The organism is Clostridium sp. MSJ-8 (assembly GCF_018918325.1).
GTDB lineage: Bacteria > Bacillota > Clostridia > Clostridiales > Clostridiaceae > Clostridium.
In genome coordinates this window covers 64,803-81,272 of sequence record NZ_JAHLQH010000023.1, presented here as the reverse complement: position 1 = coordinate 81,272, position 16,470 = coordinate 64,803, and the positions used below count along the sequence as shown (strand labels likewise).

Here is a 16,470-nt window from a genome sequence, read left to right as displayed (position 1 = left end):
AGAATAAGTTGTGATTATATTTTTCATAGCAAGAAAATTTTATCACAAAAAGAGGACTTTTGCTCATTTATATGAGTAAAAATCCTCTTTTTTTATTTAGGGGTTATTTCACAGCCCCTTTTTAGTTATAAATTATTTAATTCTTATAATAAGCTCTCCAGATTTAACTTGTTGACCTTCTTTTACAAATACTGATTCTATAACACCAGAAGCACCTGCAGTTATGTTAGTTTCCATCTTCATAGCTTCTATTACTGCCAAGCTTTGTCCTTCTTCTACAGTATCTCCTTCACTTACTAATACCTTGATAATTGTTCCTGGTATACCTGCTCCTACTTCTAGATGATTCTCAGGATCAGCCATTACAGTAAGCCCTTCCATACCACTTTCAGCAGATATTCTTTCACTCTTATCTTTTATCTTGATTTCTCTTCTATTTCCGTTTACTTCAAATACAAGATTTCTATAACCTTCACGATCAACTTTACCAATTTCTATTAATCTAACTATTAATACTTTACCTTCTCCAACTTCAATTTCAGAAGTTTCTCCTTCAGCAAGTCCATGGAAGAATACATCACTTCCCATACGGCTAACATCGCCATATTCTTGCTTGAACTTCAAGTAATCTTCAAATACATCTGGATATATTGCACTTGATATAACATCTTGTTCTGTTGGTTCAATATTAAATTTATTCTTTAAGTTTTCTCTTATAGCATCGAAATCTTCATCTGGTAATAATTCTCCTGGTCTAACAGTTATAGGAGCTTCTCCTTTTAGAACAATTTTTTGTAGTTCTTCTGGGAAACCACCTTCTGGTTGACCCATCATTCCCTTAAAGTATGAAACAACTGAATCTGGGAATGCCATGTTCTTAGCCTTGTCGCATATATTTTCTGGTGTTAAATCATTTTGAACCATGAATATAGCCATATCTCCAACCATTTTTGAAGATGGAGTAACCTTAATTATATCTCCAACCATTTTATTTACATCATGATACATCTTCTTAACATCATTAAATCTATGTCCTAATCCAAAACTTTCAACTTGAGGTTTTAAGTTTGAATATTGTCCTCCTGGTATTTCATATTTGTAGATTTCTGCACTACCTGATTTTAATCCTGATTCGAATTCACTATATACAGGTCTTACAGCACCCCAATAATCTGAAATCTTTTGTACATCACTTAGATTTATTCCTGTTGCTCTATCAGTATTTTCAAGAGCAGCAACTATAGAGTTTAATGCTGGTTGTGATGTTAATCCTGACATTGAGTTGTAAGTTGTATCAACTATATCTACTCCTGCATCTGCTGCCATTAATACTGTTGCAACACCATTACCTGTTGTATCATGAGTGTGTAAATGGATAGGAATAGATACTTCATTCTTTAATGCAGTAACTAACTTCTTAGCTGCATATGGTTTTAATAAAGCTGACATATCTTTAATTGCTAAGATATGAGCTCCCATTTTTTCTATTTCCTTAGCTTTATCTACATAATATTGTAAAGTATATTTATCTCTAGTTTCATCAGAGATATCTCCAGTATAACATAATGCTACTTCTGCTAATTTGTTATTCTTAAGAACTTCATCTAGAGCTACTTCTACACCTTTTAACCAATTTAATGAATCAAATATTCTAAATACATCAATTCCTGCTTTTGCTGATTCTTGAATGAATTTTCTTATTGTATTATCTGGATAATTTCTATATCCAACAGCATTTGCTCCTCTTATTAACATTTGGAACATAACATTTGGAATCTTAGCTCTTAATTTTTCTAGTCTTTCCCATGGATTTTCTTTTAAGAATCTATATGCTGTATCAAATGTAGCTCCTCCCCACATCTCCATAGAGAATAAATCATTTCCATATGCAGCTGTAGCATTAGCTATATTTAACATATCTTTAGTTCTTACTCTTGTAGCCATAAGTGATTGTTGGGCATCTCTCATAGTTGTATCTGTTAATAACAATTTCTTTTGATCCATAACCCACTTCTTAACAGCTTCTGGTCCTTCAGCATCTAATAATTGCTTAGTTCCTCTTAAGTTACTTACATGCATTCTTTCAGGAACTTCTGGAACATCATAATCTAACTTTATACCTTGAGTTTCATTGACAATTTTTTCTCCTACGAATTTTAATACTCTTAATTCTGTATCTGTTCTTGGTTTAATGTCAAATAATTGTGGATTATCTGATATAAAGTTTGTATCACATTCACCCTTCTTAAATGTTTCATTATTTAATACATTAATTAAGAAATCAACATTTGTTTTAACTCCTGTAATTGTTAATTCCTTAATAGCTCTTATAGCTTTTCTTACAGTATCTTCAAATGTTCTTGCAAATGCAGTAGTTTTAACTAATAAACTATCATAATATGGACTTATTATAGCTCCACTAAATCCATTACCTCCATCTAGTCTAACACCAAAACCTGCTGATGTTCTATATACATCAATCTTTCCTGTATCAGGTGCAAAGTTATTAGATGGATCTTCAGTTGTAACTCTACATTGTATTGCATATCCTCTTGCAGATATATCATCTTGTGATTTAATACCTATTTCAGGAGAATCTAAAGCAAATCCTTCAGCTATAAGAATTTGACTTTGAACTATATCTATTCCAGTTATTAATTCTGTTATTGTATGTTCAACTTGAACTCTAGGATTCATCTCTATAAAATAGTGATTGCCGTGCATATCAACTAAGAATTCTAGTGTACCTGCACTTCTATATCCTACTGATCTTGCTATCTTTAATGCATCTTCACATATTTCTTTTCTTTTTTCTTCTGATAGCTTTAATGATGGTGCAATTTCTATAACCTTTTGGTGTCTTCTTTGAATAGAGCAATCTCTTTCATATAAATGCACCATATTACCATATTTATCACCTAAAACTTGTATTTCTATATGTTTAGGTCCTTCTATATATTTTTCAATAAATATATCATCTATACCAAAAGCTTTTTTAGCTTCGTTTTTAGCACTTCTGAATTGTTCGATAATTTGATCTTCGCTTCTAACAATTCTCATACCTCTACCACCGCCACCAGCAGCAGCTTTTAACATAACAGGATAACCACATTCTGCAGCAAATTCACGAGCTTCTTCTTCAGATTGAATAGGTCTTTCTATTCCAGGAATTACTGGAACTCCTACGCTCTTTGCTACTATCTTGGATTTTATCTTGTCCCCTAATTTTTCCATCATTTCTGGTTTTGGTCCTATGAATTCTATTCCTGCTTCTTCACATCTTCTTGCAAATTCAGGATTTTCTGATAAGAAGCCATAACCTGGATGGATTGCATCTACGTGTTTTTTCTTAGCTAGACTTATTATTTCATCCATATTTAAATAAGCCTCAACCGGTCCCTTATTTTTACCAATTAGATAAGATTCGTTAGCTTTAGTTCTGAATAATGCACACTTATCTTCTTCTGTATAAATTGCCACTGTTCTTATGCCTAATTCATGACAAGCTCTAAATATTCTTATTGCTATTTCTCCTCTATTAGCAACTAAAACTCTTTTAAACTTTCTCCCCAATTTAATGCAACTCCTTCTGCGATATCTTACGTAATTGTACCTTAACATCTTTTCCTTTTTGTACAACGAATAAATTATACCACAGTTTTACTAAAATTAGCATACCCAAATTGCATTTTTTACAACTTTTTTTTAAAAAACTTTCATTTTTCTATTATAATATAGTTTTTTTATCTATAAAATGAATTATTCTGACTATATTTCATTCAAAAATAGAATTCAAATGAATAAAACTCACTCAAATGTCATTCTTTTTAACTTCATATCTATCTTTCACTTATCTCTTCTAAAGCTCCTATGTCTAATATCTTTATAACATGTCTATCATAATCTATATAACCTTCTTCTTTTAAGTTTATTAATTCTCTAGAAAAAGAAGGCCTTGGCACTCCTAATTCATTAGCTATTGTTTCCTTGCTTGCATTTAAATATACACAATAATCTTGTCTATTTTCTAATATATAATTAACCACTTTATCTCTTATGGATTTTAAATTTTGATTTTTTATCTTATTATTAAGCATAAAAACTTTATTACTTAATAATGAAATAAAATTTTGTAGTATAGTTTCATTTTCTTTACATAATCTAATTATTTCTCTTTTATTTATGAATATAATTCTACAATCTGATGCAGCTACCACTGTTGCAGGATAGCAATTATTATCACTAAAAATAAGCGCTTCTCCAAATATATCACCTTTATCTAATTTTTTTAAAACTATATACCTACCGCTTGAGTATATTCTTTGAAGTTCTATACTTCCTTCTACTATAAGTCCTAACCATTTACATTCTTCTCTTTCATTTTTTATTATTTCATCTTTTGTATAGCTATAAGTTACATATTGAATATCATTTAATATTTTTTTTAAACTTGAAGGTTCAATATTGTTAAATAACCTATTATTTATTATTGTTTCCATCATATTTTTTCTCCTTTTGTACCATTTGTTACAGACTATTATATCATAGTGCTTTATAATATACTTATAATAAAATTTTAAAATTATAAGGAGGTCTTTTTATGGCTTGTACTTGTGAAACACTAAAACACGATGGAAAGAAAACTGTTGATCATATAAGAAGTAAAGGAAAAGAAAATATAAAATTAGATACTCCATTTACAATTTTATGTGAATGTGGTCATGAATTTGAAATGAAAACTTGTGTAGATAAATGTCCTTATTGCAAAATGACTTATGCTTTACCTCCATGTGGTCAACGTGAAGATAATATAAGAGTTGCTGGAATAGACTATTAATAATAAATCTTTATAATATTATAAAAAATTAAGTTAGCTTTTAAAATGTTGTACTGTTTAAAATTTAGTAAGTTTTCAACATTTAGCTAACTTAATTTTTTTATATTTAGAAATAATTAATGATATTATATTATTTACTTAGTGCATATATTTTTGATATTAGTTATTGAAAATATATGTTAATCAACTTTAAATTTATTAATCATATTATTTAAATCATTTGCTACAGATTTTTGATTATCTGCTATAGTTACTATATCATTTATTGAATCAATTGTTTGCTTAATTTCTTCATTTATGCTATCTGCATTTTCAGATGAATTCTGTGCACTAACTGTAGTATTTTGTATTGCTATACTAACTTGTTCTATATTTTCTTTTAATTGACTTGCCATATCTGCTAAGTCATTTGCAATATTATTTACTTTCTCAGAATCGTTATAATATTGGCTTCCTGTTGCAGATAATACACCTAACTGCTCATTTATATCATTATTAATGAATTCAAGTTGTCTTTCATTATTTGATGATAAATTGTTAAACGCCTTATCAACTTTTTCTATAGTATCTTTTATATTAGTAACTGTTTCTTGTGATTCTTCTGCAAGTCTTCCTATTTCTTCTGCAACTACTGCAAATCCTTTTCCTGCATCTCCAGCTCTTGCAGCTTCTATTGCAGCATTTAATGATAATAAGTTAATATTTTCAGCAATCTGACTTATAGCATCTGCCATCTTATCTATTTCACTTACAACTTTTCCTTCTTCAATAGCCCTTTTAGAATTTTCTTTCTCTCTTTCATAAACTTCAGTTGAATTCTTTATAGCTTTATCACTACTTTGTTTTGCATTAATAGCACGTTTTTGAGAAGAAAAAGCATTGCTTTTACTTTCTTCTGCCTTTTTAGACAATAATTCAATATTAGCTTGAATTTCTTCAACTGATGCAGATATTTCTTCAGAAGATGCACTTGTATCTTGAACATCTACTGAAATTGTTTCTACTGCTTTTCCTATTGCTGTTGATTGAGTACTTATAGTATTTGCAAATTTTCTTAATTCATTTGTTGCTATATTCATATTATTAGATTCAACATTTATGTCCTTAACTATCTTTGAAAGTGCTATTCTTAAATTATTATAAGATTTAGCTAAATCACCTATTTCATTTTTAGTCTTAGTTATTTCATTTAATTTTTCATCACTTGTTAAATCTAAATCTTCTGCTTTCTTCATAACCTTTGATAAGTATATTATAGGTCTAGTTATTCGTACAGATGTAATGATTGAAACTGCTATAAATAATAACATAAGAAAAACCCCTACATTCATTATCTTATACATAATTGACATAGCTACACTATTAACTTCACTTTCTTCTACTGTTATTAAATACTTCATTCCATTTTCTAATGATGAATAACATATATAATGATTTTTGTTATTATATTTGCAGGTTAATATCTTAAATTGTTTATCTTTATCATTAACATCATTTGCTATGTTACTTAGCTCTCCATTATATATATCACTTAAGTTTTCATTATTGTCAAACTTAGGATGATATAGTATATTATTTTCTCCATTAACTAAAATGCCAAATCCACTTTCATATATCGCCTTATCTTTTACTACATCTTTTATTACGTTAAAGTCAATATCCATTCCTACTACTCCTATTGCTTCACCATCTTTCATAATAGGAATAACATAAGATATCATATATACATTTATATTTGAATTCAAATAAGGGTCCATCCATGTGGGTCCGCCATTATTAATAGGTGTATAATACCATCCTACGTGTTCTAAATCACTTGAATCATATTGACTAAAATCAGTTGGAGTTAGCTTTTCAAATTGACCTTTCTCTGATGATTTACTATAAAATAGTCCTGATGTCGGTTCAGTATATTTAGGATTAAACCTCAAGTAAAATGTCATTGCTCCTTCTGTATTATTAGCAACTTCTAAGAAAGTAGCTTCTAACCTTTCAGTATATGTGTTTACATAATTATTATCTGTTTTAAAACTACCTAAGTCTGTTAATTCCCTTTCAGATAAATTAGATAATATATTTACTGATTGTTCTATTTTTTCTATAGTAGAATTAATTTCACTTGTTGTTTCCTTTACATCTAGCTTTATGTTTTTCTTAGCCTCTACTTGAAGAGCTGATTTACTTAACGCTGTAGATAGAGTAATACATATTGCTATCGCCACCCAAGCTACTATAGAAATAGTAATTGTCATTCTAGATGTTAAACCTTTTTTCACTTTTACTCGCATTCTCAATCCCCCCATTTATTTACAGTTCTATTATATTTTCGTATTATAAAATAAATTAATGAATGATTTGAAATGCATTTAACTATTTGTTAATATTTTGTTTATTTAAAAGGCATAATTCTACTACTTCAATATGAGCTTTGACACTTTTCTAAAATCACCATCCATTATAGAATAATCACTTAAAAGTTCACCTTTTATTTCTGGTGAAATATTTGCATGAATATATAATGATTTTAATCCTGCATAATTAGCTCCTTTTATATCTGTAATACTATCATTACCAATCATTATAGATTCTTCTTTTTTTAGATTATATCTATTTATAACTATATCAAAGAATTTAGGGTCTGGTTTCTTACACTCTTCTGTGGATGATATAACTATTCCATCAAAATAATCATATATTTTAAGTGATTTCATCTCTGGTATTGTAAAAATATATTGAGCATTAGATAATAAATATATTTTCTTTCCCTTTTGCTTTAATTCTTTTAGGAAATCAATAACGCCATCATATAATCTTAAATATTTTGTAGACAATATTCTAAACATTTCTCCTATATGTGTTGCTAAAGATATGTCTGCTTGTACACCTTTTTCCTCAAATAGCTTTAAGAATACCTTTTCAATTTGTATTTCAGCCCATTCAACATCTTGGATTTTCTCTCCTTCTTCCATACATAATTTTTCATATTCTTTTTTTAATTCTTGAGGAGTATAATCAGCTCCATGAAATCTGTAAAAATCAGCTACCTTTTGCCACAAATATGGTTTATTCTCATTTGTTTTTATATCTATTAAAGTACCATATAAATCAAATATATAATTCTTATACATAATATTCCTCCTATTTACAATAATATAACTATTGTATCATAAGGCATCATATTTTGTCTTTATATTTTAATTATTCAAATGTTGTGGTAATTTCAAGTTACTTATTTTTTACTCTATAGAATTTATAAATAACAATACATAATAAATTTTATTTCTATGTTTAAGGTACTTGTTCACAGCTTTGGACTTCTATATACTTTGCCTATATGTTAAAAAATAGCTTGATATGATACTCACATCATATCAAGCTACTATTCATTCCCACCAAAAATACCAAAAATTCGAACCACATATATAAGATTTTAAGTTGGACAGAGTCTCAAGTCCTTGCCATATAAGATCGCCACAATATAAATATTGTTCTATTGCTATTTGTTCTAATTCTTCCGAATCTAACACAGAATCTCTTAACATAAATTGAAGCGAATCATAACTTATACATATTGGAATTGCTTTATACTTAGAATACCAATAATGAGTAATTGCTGCATGAATAATTCCTTCTGAACATTCATTAAAGCCTCCAAATGGAATATAAGCAAAAATCTCCTCTGGTTTTAAAGTTGGAACTAATGCAATATAAATATTCTTTGCATAGTCTTCTATAACTATATCATTAGTTTTCTTGTATATATTATCTGCAACTAATTGTTCAAGCTTATCTTCATCTTCATAATATTTCTTTCTATCTTCAAAAAAATCATTAATATTAACATTATTATATTTAGATATTATATAATGTCTATAATTATCTAGTGAACCAAAATCTTCTATGACTATTTTGATGTTTTGTTCCATTATCCCCTTATCATCTTCAATTATAACTACAGGAATATATCCTTTGGATATTCCTGTAGTTAACTCTTGTTGATATCTTTTTATTATTGTCTTTTTATCTTTTTCTATCTCAATACAATCAAAAGAAAAATAATCTATTAATTTCATTTTGTAATTCTCCTTCCAGAAATACAGAAAATCACATAATATAATAGTTTATTGATTCTTAGATATAACACCTATAGCTTTTCCTAGAACAAAAAATTCATCTTCTCTTGAGATTATTATAGGTTTGTATTTTTCATTTTCTGGCAATAACAATATTTTGTTTGGTTCTATTTTTATCCTTTTAAGAGTTGCACTTCCATCAATATTTACAGCCACTATGTCTCCATTATCTGGCATGTTATTTTGTTCTATTAAAACAAAATCTCCATCATTAATGTGTGCATTAATCATTGAATCACCTTTTACTTTCAATATGAACTTATTAGACATTCCTCTAATCCAATGCTTTGGAATTCCAAATGTATCTTCTACTTCAGGATTAATAAGGATAGGCTCTCCAGCTGCTATGTTACTAAACACAGGAACATTTACAACTTGGTTATCTGAATACTTATCCTTATCTTCGTCTAATACTCTCCCATCGTCTCCAACAGAAAATCCAATTTCTCTGTTATACTTAAAATCTAGGAACTTATAGTTCTCCTCTTCATATATAACTTCTTTTGCCTTCTTAATCTTTTTATTTAGATTGAAGACTTTTTTATCGCCTTTAATGACTTTCTTTAGATATACTCTTCCCTTCTTAACTAAAGAAGAATAAATATTCTCACTTCTATCTAGGTCTATAACATAAACTATAGTAGAATATGTTTTCTTCATAGACAGTTTCATTAATAATCCTAATTCTATTGTTGAAAAATCTTGAGCATTATTGATTATTATATGAGTATATCTATCTGTTAAATTATTAAATGCTAATAATGTTATATCTTCATCATCAAATAAATCATTATCTAATAATATTTTATTATATGCAGAATATATATTAAACATTTCTAATCTAGAAGATGAATTTCTACGCAACTTAAGTGGTGTACCTAATAAATTATTATACTCTTCTAATGATGTTATATTATTATTCTTCATATACTTTATCTCATGTACTATAGTAAAAGCTTCTACTTCTTTTATTTTCTTACTACATATTTTAGTATTTTCTAAAATATCATTTATTATTCTTATTTTTTTTACATTACTTATTCTTTTTTTATTTCCTACTGCCTTTTCTAGAAAATCATTATAAGAACATATTGTTGGATGTTTTCCACTGCTTAGTAATGAATAATAAGAATATTTATATCTTTCATTAATTTCATCATATCTATTTATTATATTAGTAATATTCTTATTATCTTTTTGGATGTATAAAATTCTATCTTCATCCTCATATAAATAATTGCTATTCAAATACAATATTCTATGCAATAAAGTATCTACATTTTCTAATGATTTGCACTTTAGTATAATATTTTCTATAGGCTTTATATTAATAAATTTCTTTTGTATATTTCTAAATTCCATTATCTTCACCAACTAGCTAATTAAAATCTACTAACATTATATCACATAGCTAGTTAAAAGATAATTCTTGTTTTATATAAAAACATAATTACAATTTCTCCACATGTTGAAGTTCTCTAATATCATTTATTTCTATAACTTGATCTTCAATTTTTCCAAATCCATATTTTGCATGAATAAATGGAATTCCTGCTACCTTAGTTGCAAGATAATCTCCATTAGTATCTCCAACATATACAGGCTTTTTTAAATTATTTCTCTCTATAACAAGCTTAATATTCTCTCCTTTTGAAAGACCTGTTCTGCCTGGATTTTCATAATCAGTAAAGTACTTTTCTAATCCATGGCTTTTATAAAAAGCTTCTATATATCCTACTTGGCAATTGCTAACTATAAATAACTTGTACTTTTCACTAAGAATTTTTAAAGTTTCTTCTAATCCTTCAAATAATATGCCACCATGCTTTTCTAAATATTTCACTTCATTACTAGTACATGCTTTTTGTACTTCATCTCTTCTCTCATCTGTTAAATATGGCCAAAACTTCTTTGCTATATCATCTAATAACATTCCCATAACTGACTTCATATCTTCTACAGTAATAAGCTTCTTTATATCATCACATTTTTCTAATACTTCGTTAAAGGAATTCACAACATTTTCACTAGAATCCCAAAGTGTTCCATCTAAATCAAATATAATACTATCTATCTTCATCTTATGATTCTCCTTTTTATTTAATAATCTTGCAATCATTATACTATATTTATTAATATTCTCAATAGAATTAAAAAACTTTTAACCTTTTCTAACATAAACAAAACTCGGCTTAACCAAAAGGTTAGCCGAGTTTACACATTATCTTCATCTAAAAGCTTATTCATATTTGAATTTTGATAAATTTGTTTCCATATCTTCCACTACTGATGCCATGCTATTTAATGCGTCTTTAAATTCTTCAATTTTATTAGTTTGCATTTCTATAGATGCAGCAACTTGTTCTGTTGAAGATGCATTTTCTTCTGCAATTGCAGATAAATTAGTTATAACATCTATGACATGTTCTTTTTCTTTTTCCATAGTTTCAGAAGTTTCATTTAATGTATTTAATGTCTTTACTGAATTTTCCACACTATCTGCAATTCCTTCAAATTTATTAGTTGTTATCTTAACACCTTTATTCTGATTGTCAATTACCTCAACCATTGAATTAATTGTCTTTACAGCTGCTTCAGTTCGTTTAGTTAATTCTTTTATGCTTGCTTCAATTTCTTTAGTAAATGTATTAGATTGCTCTGCTAATACTCTTACTTGAGATGCTACCACTGAAAAACCTTTTCCACTATCACCAGCCCTAGCAGCTTCTATTGCAGCATTTAATGCTAATATATCAGTTTCCTCTGCAATATCTTTAATCATTTTACTAGCTTTTTCAATTTCCAATGCTTTATTATTTGTATCTAATATAATCTTATGAATTTCTACAGCAGCATCATTTGTCAACTTACTTTTATCTGATAACTCATTAGCTGTACTAAGACCTTCCTTCTTTAGCTTATTAACTGTAACCATATCTTCATTAAGATTTATAATTAATTTTTGAATTTCTTCAATACTTCTTCCTAGTACCTCTACACTTCTTACACCGCCATCTGTTTCTTCTGCTTGTTTTACAGCTCCATCTGATATTTCATTAATTACTTCTGCTATTTCTTTAGATGTTGTTGACACCTCTTCCATACCATCATTAATTTCTTTAGAACGAGTAGTAACAGTACCACATAAACTACTAGAACTTCCCATAAACTCTCTTATACTTGTAACAGCATTTTGTAATGACTTAGCTGCATCTGATATTTCATCTTCACCTTTTAGTATATTCTTATCTATATCTTGTGATATATCTAGACTACTCATTGTGTTAGTATACTTAGTAATTCCTTTAATTCTTCTAGATATCTTTTCTCCAATAAAATAACTAAAACCTACAGCTACCACAATGAAAGCAATTGCTATTATTATAAATTTACTTGCTAAAGCTGAAAGTGCAGCATCTGATGTTTTTGTAATTTCTGCTTGAGGTACACCTAAAAATAACGCTCCTATCATGCTATTTGATGAATTATATATTGGTCTATATATAGCCATATAATCTTCATCTACAAATTTCATAATTTCGCTATAATCCTTTCCATTATTAAGAGCATCAACTATCTTAGAATTTTCAATTACTTCTCCTTTAGTATTACCACCATTTTCATTAACCATATTAGTCATAGCAGTTACAAACTGTCCATCTTTTAGTTTATATATACAAGCAATGTCACCTAATTCATCTTTAATTTTATTCATTACATCGACTTTTCCTTCTATAGAATAACCTCTATCATTTGTAAATTCGCCTTTGTCGTTTAATAAAATTGCTCCATAATAACATGTATTAAATACTTCAAATGAAGCCATATCTGATAACATCTTATCTTGTGTTTGCTTATTAATTATATCTTTTAACGATTTTCTAGCTCCAGAATATCCAACTACACATATAACTAATATTATAACTGTAATCATTGATACTAACCATAATATCAACTTAAATTTAATCCCTTTTACATTTTTACTTGATTCTTTTTTATTTTTCTTATATAGTCCCTTCTTTATTGTATTACTATCTTTTTTATTTTTTGTCTTTGGGATTTTTTTCTCCTTTGTTATTTTGTTTTTTTTCTTCATGTCATCGTTTTCTTTTACTTTTTTCTTTAACATCTTAATCCCCTCCCATATAAGCAAAATTCCTATATGATTATTATAACATCATTTATTAAATTAATATTATATTGAACTAAAATGTTAAATTTTTTTAATAGAATATTAAAATATTATAATTTAGTAATTTTGGATGAATTTATTTTTTATTTTTTACCAAAACAATTTTATTTTTAGTAAAGATAATAGTTGCCAAAAACAAAATAATGCTTACTAATATTAATCCTGATATTTCAGGTAATATCTCTTTTATATATTTTCCTTGTTGCAACTTTTCTATTGAACCTAATATCCACCTAGGTGGTAAAAAAGATCCTATTTTTTGAAGTGTTTTACTCATATATTCATATGGCCAAAATGCTCCACTAAGCATATATATAGGTAATAAACATGTAGAACTTATTAGTGATACAACTTGTCTTTTCTTAATAAATGTTGTTAAAAATATATTTAACATAACTATAATTAAAACTCCTAGTAATAGTAATAAAAGCATAATATAAGTATGTTTAAATCCAAATTCTAATTTCTTCACCTTACATAAAATATAATATTCTATAGCTGGTACAGAACTTAATACAAAAAATATAATACTCATTGATGAATAATAAGTTTTAACTGATACATTAGACATTAATATTCTATCTTTAGTTCCTAAATTTTCATCTTCTAACAAATATGAAACACTCATTGTTGCTGTCAAGGTAATTATATATAACATCATACCTAACGCATCATTTATGCTCTTTTTTTCTTTTGATAATTTGTTAACGGTTAATTTAGGTTCATTATTTATTAAACTATCTAAAATTTTATCTTCTCCTATAGCTTTAGCATCTATATTGCTACATACTTTTAATAAACTAGAAGAATTATTTTCTATTATTCTAGATACAAGTGCTTGAATTTCTTCCTTTCTAATAGTCTTTGTTCTAATTTTATTAAGTTTACCATTAAGCATATCTTCTGTATAATCTTTATCTATTGTAATTGCCATTTGATATTTTGCAAATAATAATCCTTCTTCTATATTATCTTCATCTGTTACCTCTATAGTTTCTACTCCATCTACATCATTTAATCTATTTACTATAAATTCTCCAAAACCCCCTTTATCATTATTAATAACAGCAATTGTTGCTGTAGAGCTTTGAGTAAAAGTAGATGTAAATAATAAAACAACTAGTATTGGAAGAACAAATGTTACAAATAAAAAACTTTTTCTCTTACTTAATATTCTAATTACATTCTTTATTATGTTAAGCATCCTTTTCACCTTCCTTTTTGTTAAATCCTATTAAATAAATTAATATCATAATTATTGACATAACTGCTAGTATTATAAGTGCAATTTTATAAGCATCAGATTCATACCCACATACCATAGTTGAAGTTGCCACATTAATCCAATACATAGGACTTATCTTTACAATTTGAGCAAGAACTGGGCTTATTATTAATACATGAATCGGAACATAACATCCCCCCAAAGCACAAAAAAATGCAATAAGTACTTGTAAAAGTCCATTTAGTACAGCTGCCTTCTTTATTACCAAACCTAAAATAGCACCTAAAACCGATGAAAAAATAACCAAATCTAAAAATAACACTAAAAGCTTTAAAGTACTCTCTCCCCAATCTACCTTAAGAATAGTGGATGAATATACATATACTAACAACACTTGAATAATACCTATTATTATACCTAATGAAACTTTAGATAATACAATTTGTCTCTCACTAACTTTTGACATTCTTATCCTATTAATAGTTGTAAGTTCTTCTTCTCTCGCTACATGTTCTCCTACTGTTGCAGATATATATAATATAATAAGTGCCAATTCTGCAAATGTATAATATTCAGCTGATGTAACTCCTTTTTTACATTTACCATTTTGCTCTTCAATATAACTATCATATTGTTTTTCTATAAGATTTGACATTTGCTGAGGATTATATTCAGCAATTGTAGTATAAGTGTCATACTCATTCATTACCACTTGAAATATACTTCTTAACATTTTACTACTAAAATTTTCATCATTTGCTCTATACATTTTATATCCATTACTATCCACTGATATATATAACAATGCTTTTCCTTTATCTACTGCCTTCTTTGCTTTATCTTGTGATTCTATTTCTTTAAACTCTATATCATATTTTGATTCAACTGAATCCTTAAACATTATAAGTCCATCTGAATATTCACTTTGTTCAGATATTTTATAATAAACAATATCATCTTCAAAAACATTTGCTGTTCCATCCATAATATCTTTAAGACCAACACTTAAAATAGTAATAAGAACTATCGGAAACGCAAATAGCATTATCAAATCTCCCTTAGAACGTGAAAACTGTTTTATTTCTTTTTTTAATAATTCCCAAAACATATAATCACTCCTAATCTCTTAATTTTTTTCCTGTCAATGCTAAAAATACGTGTTCTAACGTTATTTCTTCATTGCTAATATTAATTACATCTATCCCCATGTCAGATATTAAATTAACTATCTTAGATATGAAACTTGTAGACTTTAATGTTTCAATTCTATATCTATTATCCTCAAATGTTACATTTTGTATACCAGATATCTCCATAAGTTTATCTTCTAATCCATCAACCTTTTTATTAAGAGATACATAATAAGTCTTATTGTTTGTAATTAATGATTTTAATTCACTACTAGTTCCTTCTGCAATTATTTTGCCTTTATCTATAATAGCTATTCTGTCACAAATATCATCAACTTCTTGCATATAGTGAGATGTATATATTATAGTTGCACCATCATCTCTAAGCTTCTTAACAGATTCTAACACATGATTTCTTGATTGAGGATCAATTCCAACTGTAGGTTCATCCATAATAATAAGTTTTGGAGAATGTGCTATTGCACATGCAATATTTAATCTTCTCTTCATTCCTCCTGAATAACTACTAGCCCTTTTATCTTTAACATCTGTTAAACCTACAAACTCTAATACTTTATCTGTTCTCCTCCTTAGATCTTCACCTTTATATCCATATAACGAGCAAAAGAATCTAATGTTCTCTTCTGCAGTAAGATCCCAATACAATGCAAAATCTTGAGGAACTATTCCTATATTTTCTTTCCACTTACTTATTTCTTTAGTATTCTCTTCATATATTACTTCTCCAGAATCTTTATTAATAAGTCCACATATCATACTTATTAATGTACTCTTTCCAGCCCCATTAGGCCCTAATATTCCTAATATCTCACCTTTCTTGACAGCTAAATCTATTCCATCTACTGCAACATTGTCATCATATTCTTTATATATTTTATTAATCTTTACAATATTCACATTACCACTCCCTACCATTTTCTATACAATTATTA

12 protein-coding genes are annotated in these 16,470 nt (G+C 27.5%); 1 reads left to right on the top strand and 11 read right to left on the bottom strand.

The annotated features are described in order from the left end of the window. Nucleotides 1-132: 132 nt before the first annotated feature. On the bottom strand, nt 133-3,573 hold the full coding sequence (locus KQI77_RS04605; protein WP_216388862.1) for a pyruvate carboxylase: 3,441 nt from the start codon (nt 3,571-3,573) through the stop codon (nt 133-135). A gap of 266 nt (nt 3,574-3,839) precedes the next feature. Continuing rightward, nucleotides 3,840-4,502, bottom strand: coding sequence for a Crp/Fnr family transcriptional regulator (locus tag KQI77_RS04600; RefSeq protein ID WP_253289345.1), 663 nt, complete (start codon nt 4,500-4,502; stop codon nt 3,840-3,842). 98 nt (nt 4,503-4,600) lie between these two features. On the opposite strand from KQI77_RS04600, the gene KQI77_RS04595 reads away from it, so the two are divergent. Continuing rightward, the gene (locus tag KQI77_RS04595; protein ID WP_216388860.1) at nt 4,601-4,837 is read left to right on the top strand and encodes a hypothetical protein; all 237 of its coding nucleotides are present in this window, start codon (nt 4,601-4,603) and stop codon (nt 4,835-4,837) included. Nucleotides 4,838-5,016: 179 nt separating this feature from the next. Here the strand turns inward: KQI77_RS04595 and KQI77_RS04590 are convergent, their stop codons facing one another. The 9 genes from KQI77_RS04590 to KQI77_RS04550 all read right to left on the bottom strand — a co-directional run bounded on the left by KQI77_RS04590 (nt 5,017) and on the right by KQI77_RS04550 (nt 16,435). Further along, nucleotides 5,017-7,125 (bottom strand): methyl-accepting chemotaxis protein, encoded by a 2,109-nt coding sequence (locus KQI77_RS04590; protein WP_216388858.1) that lies wholly within the window; start codon nt 7,123-7,125, stop codon nt 5,017-5,019. A 123-nt stretch (nt 7,126-7,248) separates the two neighbouring features. Next, the gene (locus KQI77_RS04585; RefSeq protein ID WP_216388856.1) at nt 7,249-7,965 is read right to left on the bottom strand and encodes an HAD family hydrolase; all 717 of its coding nucleotides are present in this window, start codon (nt 7,963-7,965) and stop codon (nt 7,249-7,251) included. 255 nt (nt 7,966-8,220) lie between these two features. Next, nucleotides 8,221-8,910: a DUF4253 domain-containing protein gene (locus tag KQI77_RS04580; RefSeq protein WP_216388854.1), complete on the bottom strand. Its 690-nt coding sequence runs from the start codon at nt 8,908-8,910 to the stop codon at nt 8,221-8,223. Between the two features lie 48 nt (nt 8,911-8,958). Continuing rightward, nucleotides 8,959-10,332 carry a transcriptional repressor LexA gene (gene lexA / locus KQI77_RS04575; RefSeq protein ID WP_216388852.1) on the bottom strand — a complete coding sequence of 458 codons (1,374 nt, stop codon included), beginning with the start codon at nt 10,330-10,332 and terminating at the stop codon, nt 8,959-8,961. An 88-nt stretch (nt 10,333-10,420) separates the two neighbouring features. Then, entirely contained in the window at nt 10,421-11,050 is a 630-nt protein-coding gene (locus KQI77_RS04570) for an HAD family hydrolase (RefSeq protein WP_216388850.1), read from the bottom strand. 159 nt (nt 11,051-11,209) lie between these two features. Then, the gene (locus KQI77_RS04565; protein WP_216388848.1) at nt 11,210-13,099 is read right to left on the bottom strand and encodes a methyl-accepting chemotaxis protein; all 1,890 of its coding nucleotides are present in this window, start codon (nt 13,097-13,099) and stop codon (nt 11,210-11,212) included. Between the two features lie 139 nt (nt 13,100-13,238). Next, nucleotides 13,239-14,366, bottom strand: coding sequence for an ABC transporter permease (locus KQI77_RS04560; protein WP_216388846.1), 1,128 nt, complete (start codon nt 14,364-14,366; stop codon nt 13,239-13,241). Then, nucleotides 14,359-15,495 (bottom strand): ABC transporter permease, encoded by a 1,137-nt coding sequence (locus KQI77_RS04555; RefSeq protein WP_216388844.1) that lies wholly within the window; start codon nt 15,493-15,495, stop codon nt 14,359-14,361. The genes KQI77_RS04560 and KQI77_RS04555 overlap by 8 nt, the downstream gene beginning before the upstream one ends. Nucleotides 15,496-15,505: 10 nt before the next feature. After that, complete coding sequence (locus KQI77_RS04550) at nt 15,506-16,435, bottom strand: ABC transporter ATP-binding protein (RefSeq protein ID WP_216388843.1); 930 nt, start codon at nt 16,433-16,435, stop codon at nt 15,506-15,508. Between the last annotated feature and the right edge of the window lie 35 nt (nt 16,436-16,470).

Coding starts and splice junctions, on each gene's coding strand:
- KQI77_RS04600 (WP_253289345.1), bottom strand. CDS start 4,502: ATGATGGAAACAATAATAAATAATAGGTTATTTAACAATATTGAACCT.
- KQI77_RS04595 (WP_216388860.1), top strand. CDS start 4,601: ATGGCTTGTACTTGTGAAACACTAAAACACGATGGAAAGAAAACTGTT.
- KQI77_RS04590 (WP_216388858.1), bottom strand. CDS start 7,125: ATGCGAGTAAAAGTGAAAAAAGGTTTAACATCTAGAATGACAATTACT.
- KQI77_RS04585 (WP_216388856.1), bottom strand. CDS start 7,965: ATGTATAAGAATTATATATTTGATTTATATGGTACTTTAATAGATATA.
- KQI77_RS04580 (WP_216388854.1), bottom strand. CDS start 8,910: ATGAAATTAATAGATTATTTTTCTTTTGATTGTATTGAGATAGAAAAA.
- lexA (WP_216388852.1), bottom strand. CDS start 10,332: ATGGAATTTAGAAATATACAAAAGAAATTTATTAATATAAAGCCTATA.
- KQI77_RS04570 (WP_216388850.1), bottom strand. CDS start 11,050: ATGAAGATAGATAGTATTATATTTGATTTAGATGGAACACTTTGGGAT.
- KQI77_RS04565 (WP_216388848.1), bottom strand. CDS start 13,099: ATGTTAAAGAAAAAAGTAAAAGAAAACGATGACATGAAGAAAAAAAAC.
- KQI77_RS04560 (WP_216388846.1), bottom strand. CDS start 14,366: ATGCTTAACATAATAAAGAATGTAATTAGAATATTAAGTAAGAGAAAA.
- KQI77_RS04555 (WP_216388844.1), bottom strand. CDS start 15,495: ATGTTTTGGGAATTATTAAAAAAAGAAATAAAACAGTTTTCACGTTCT.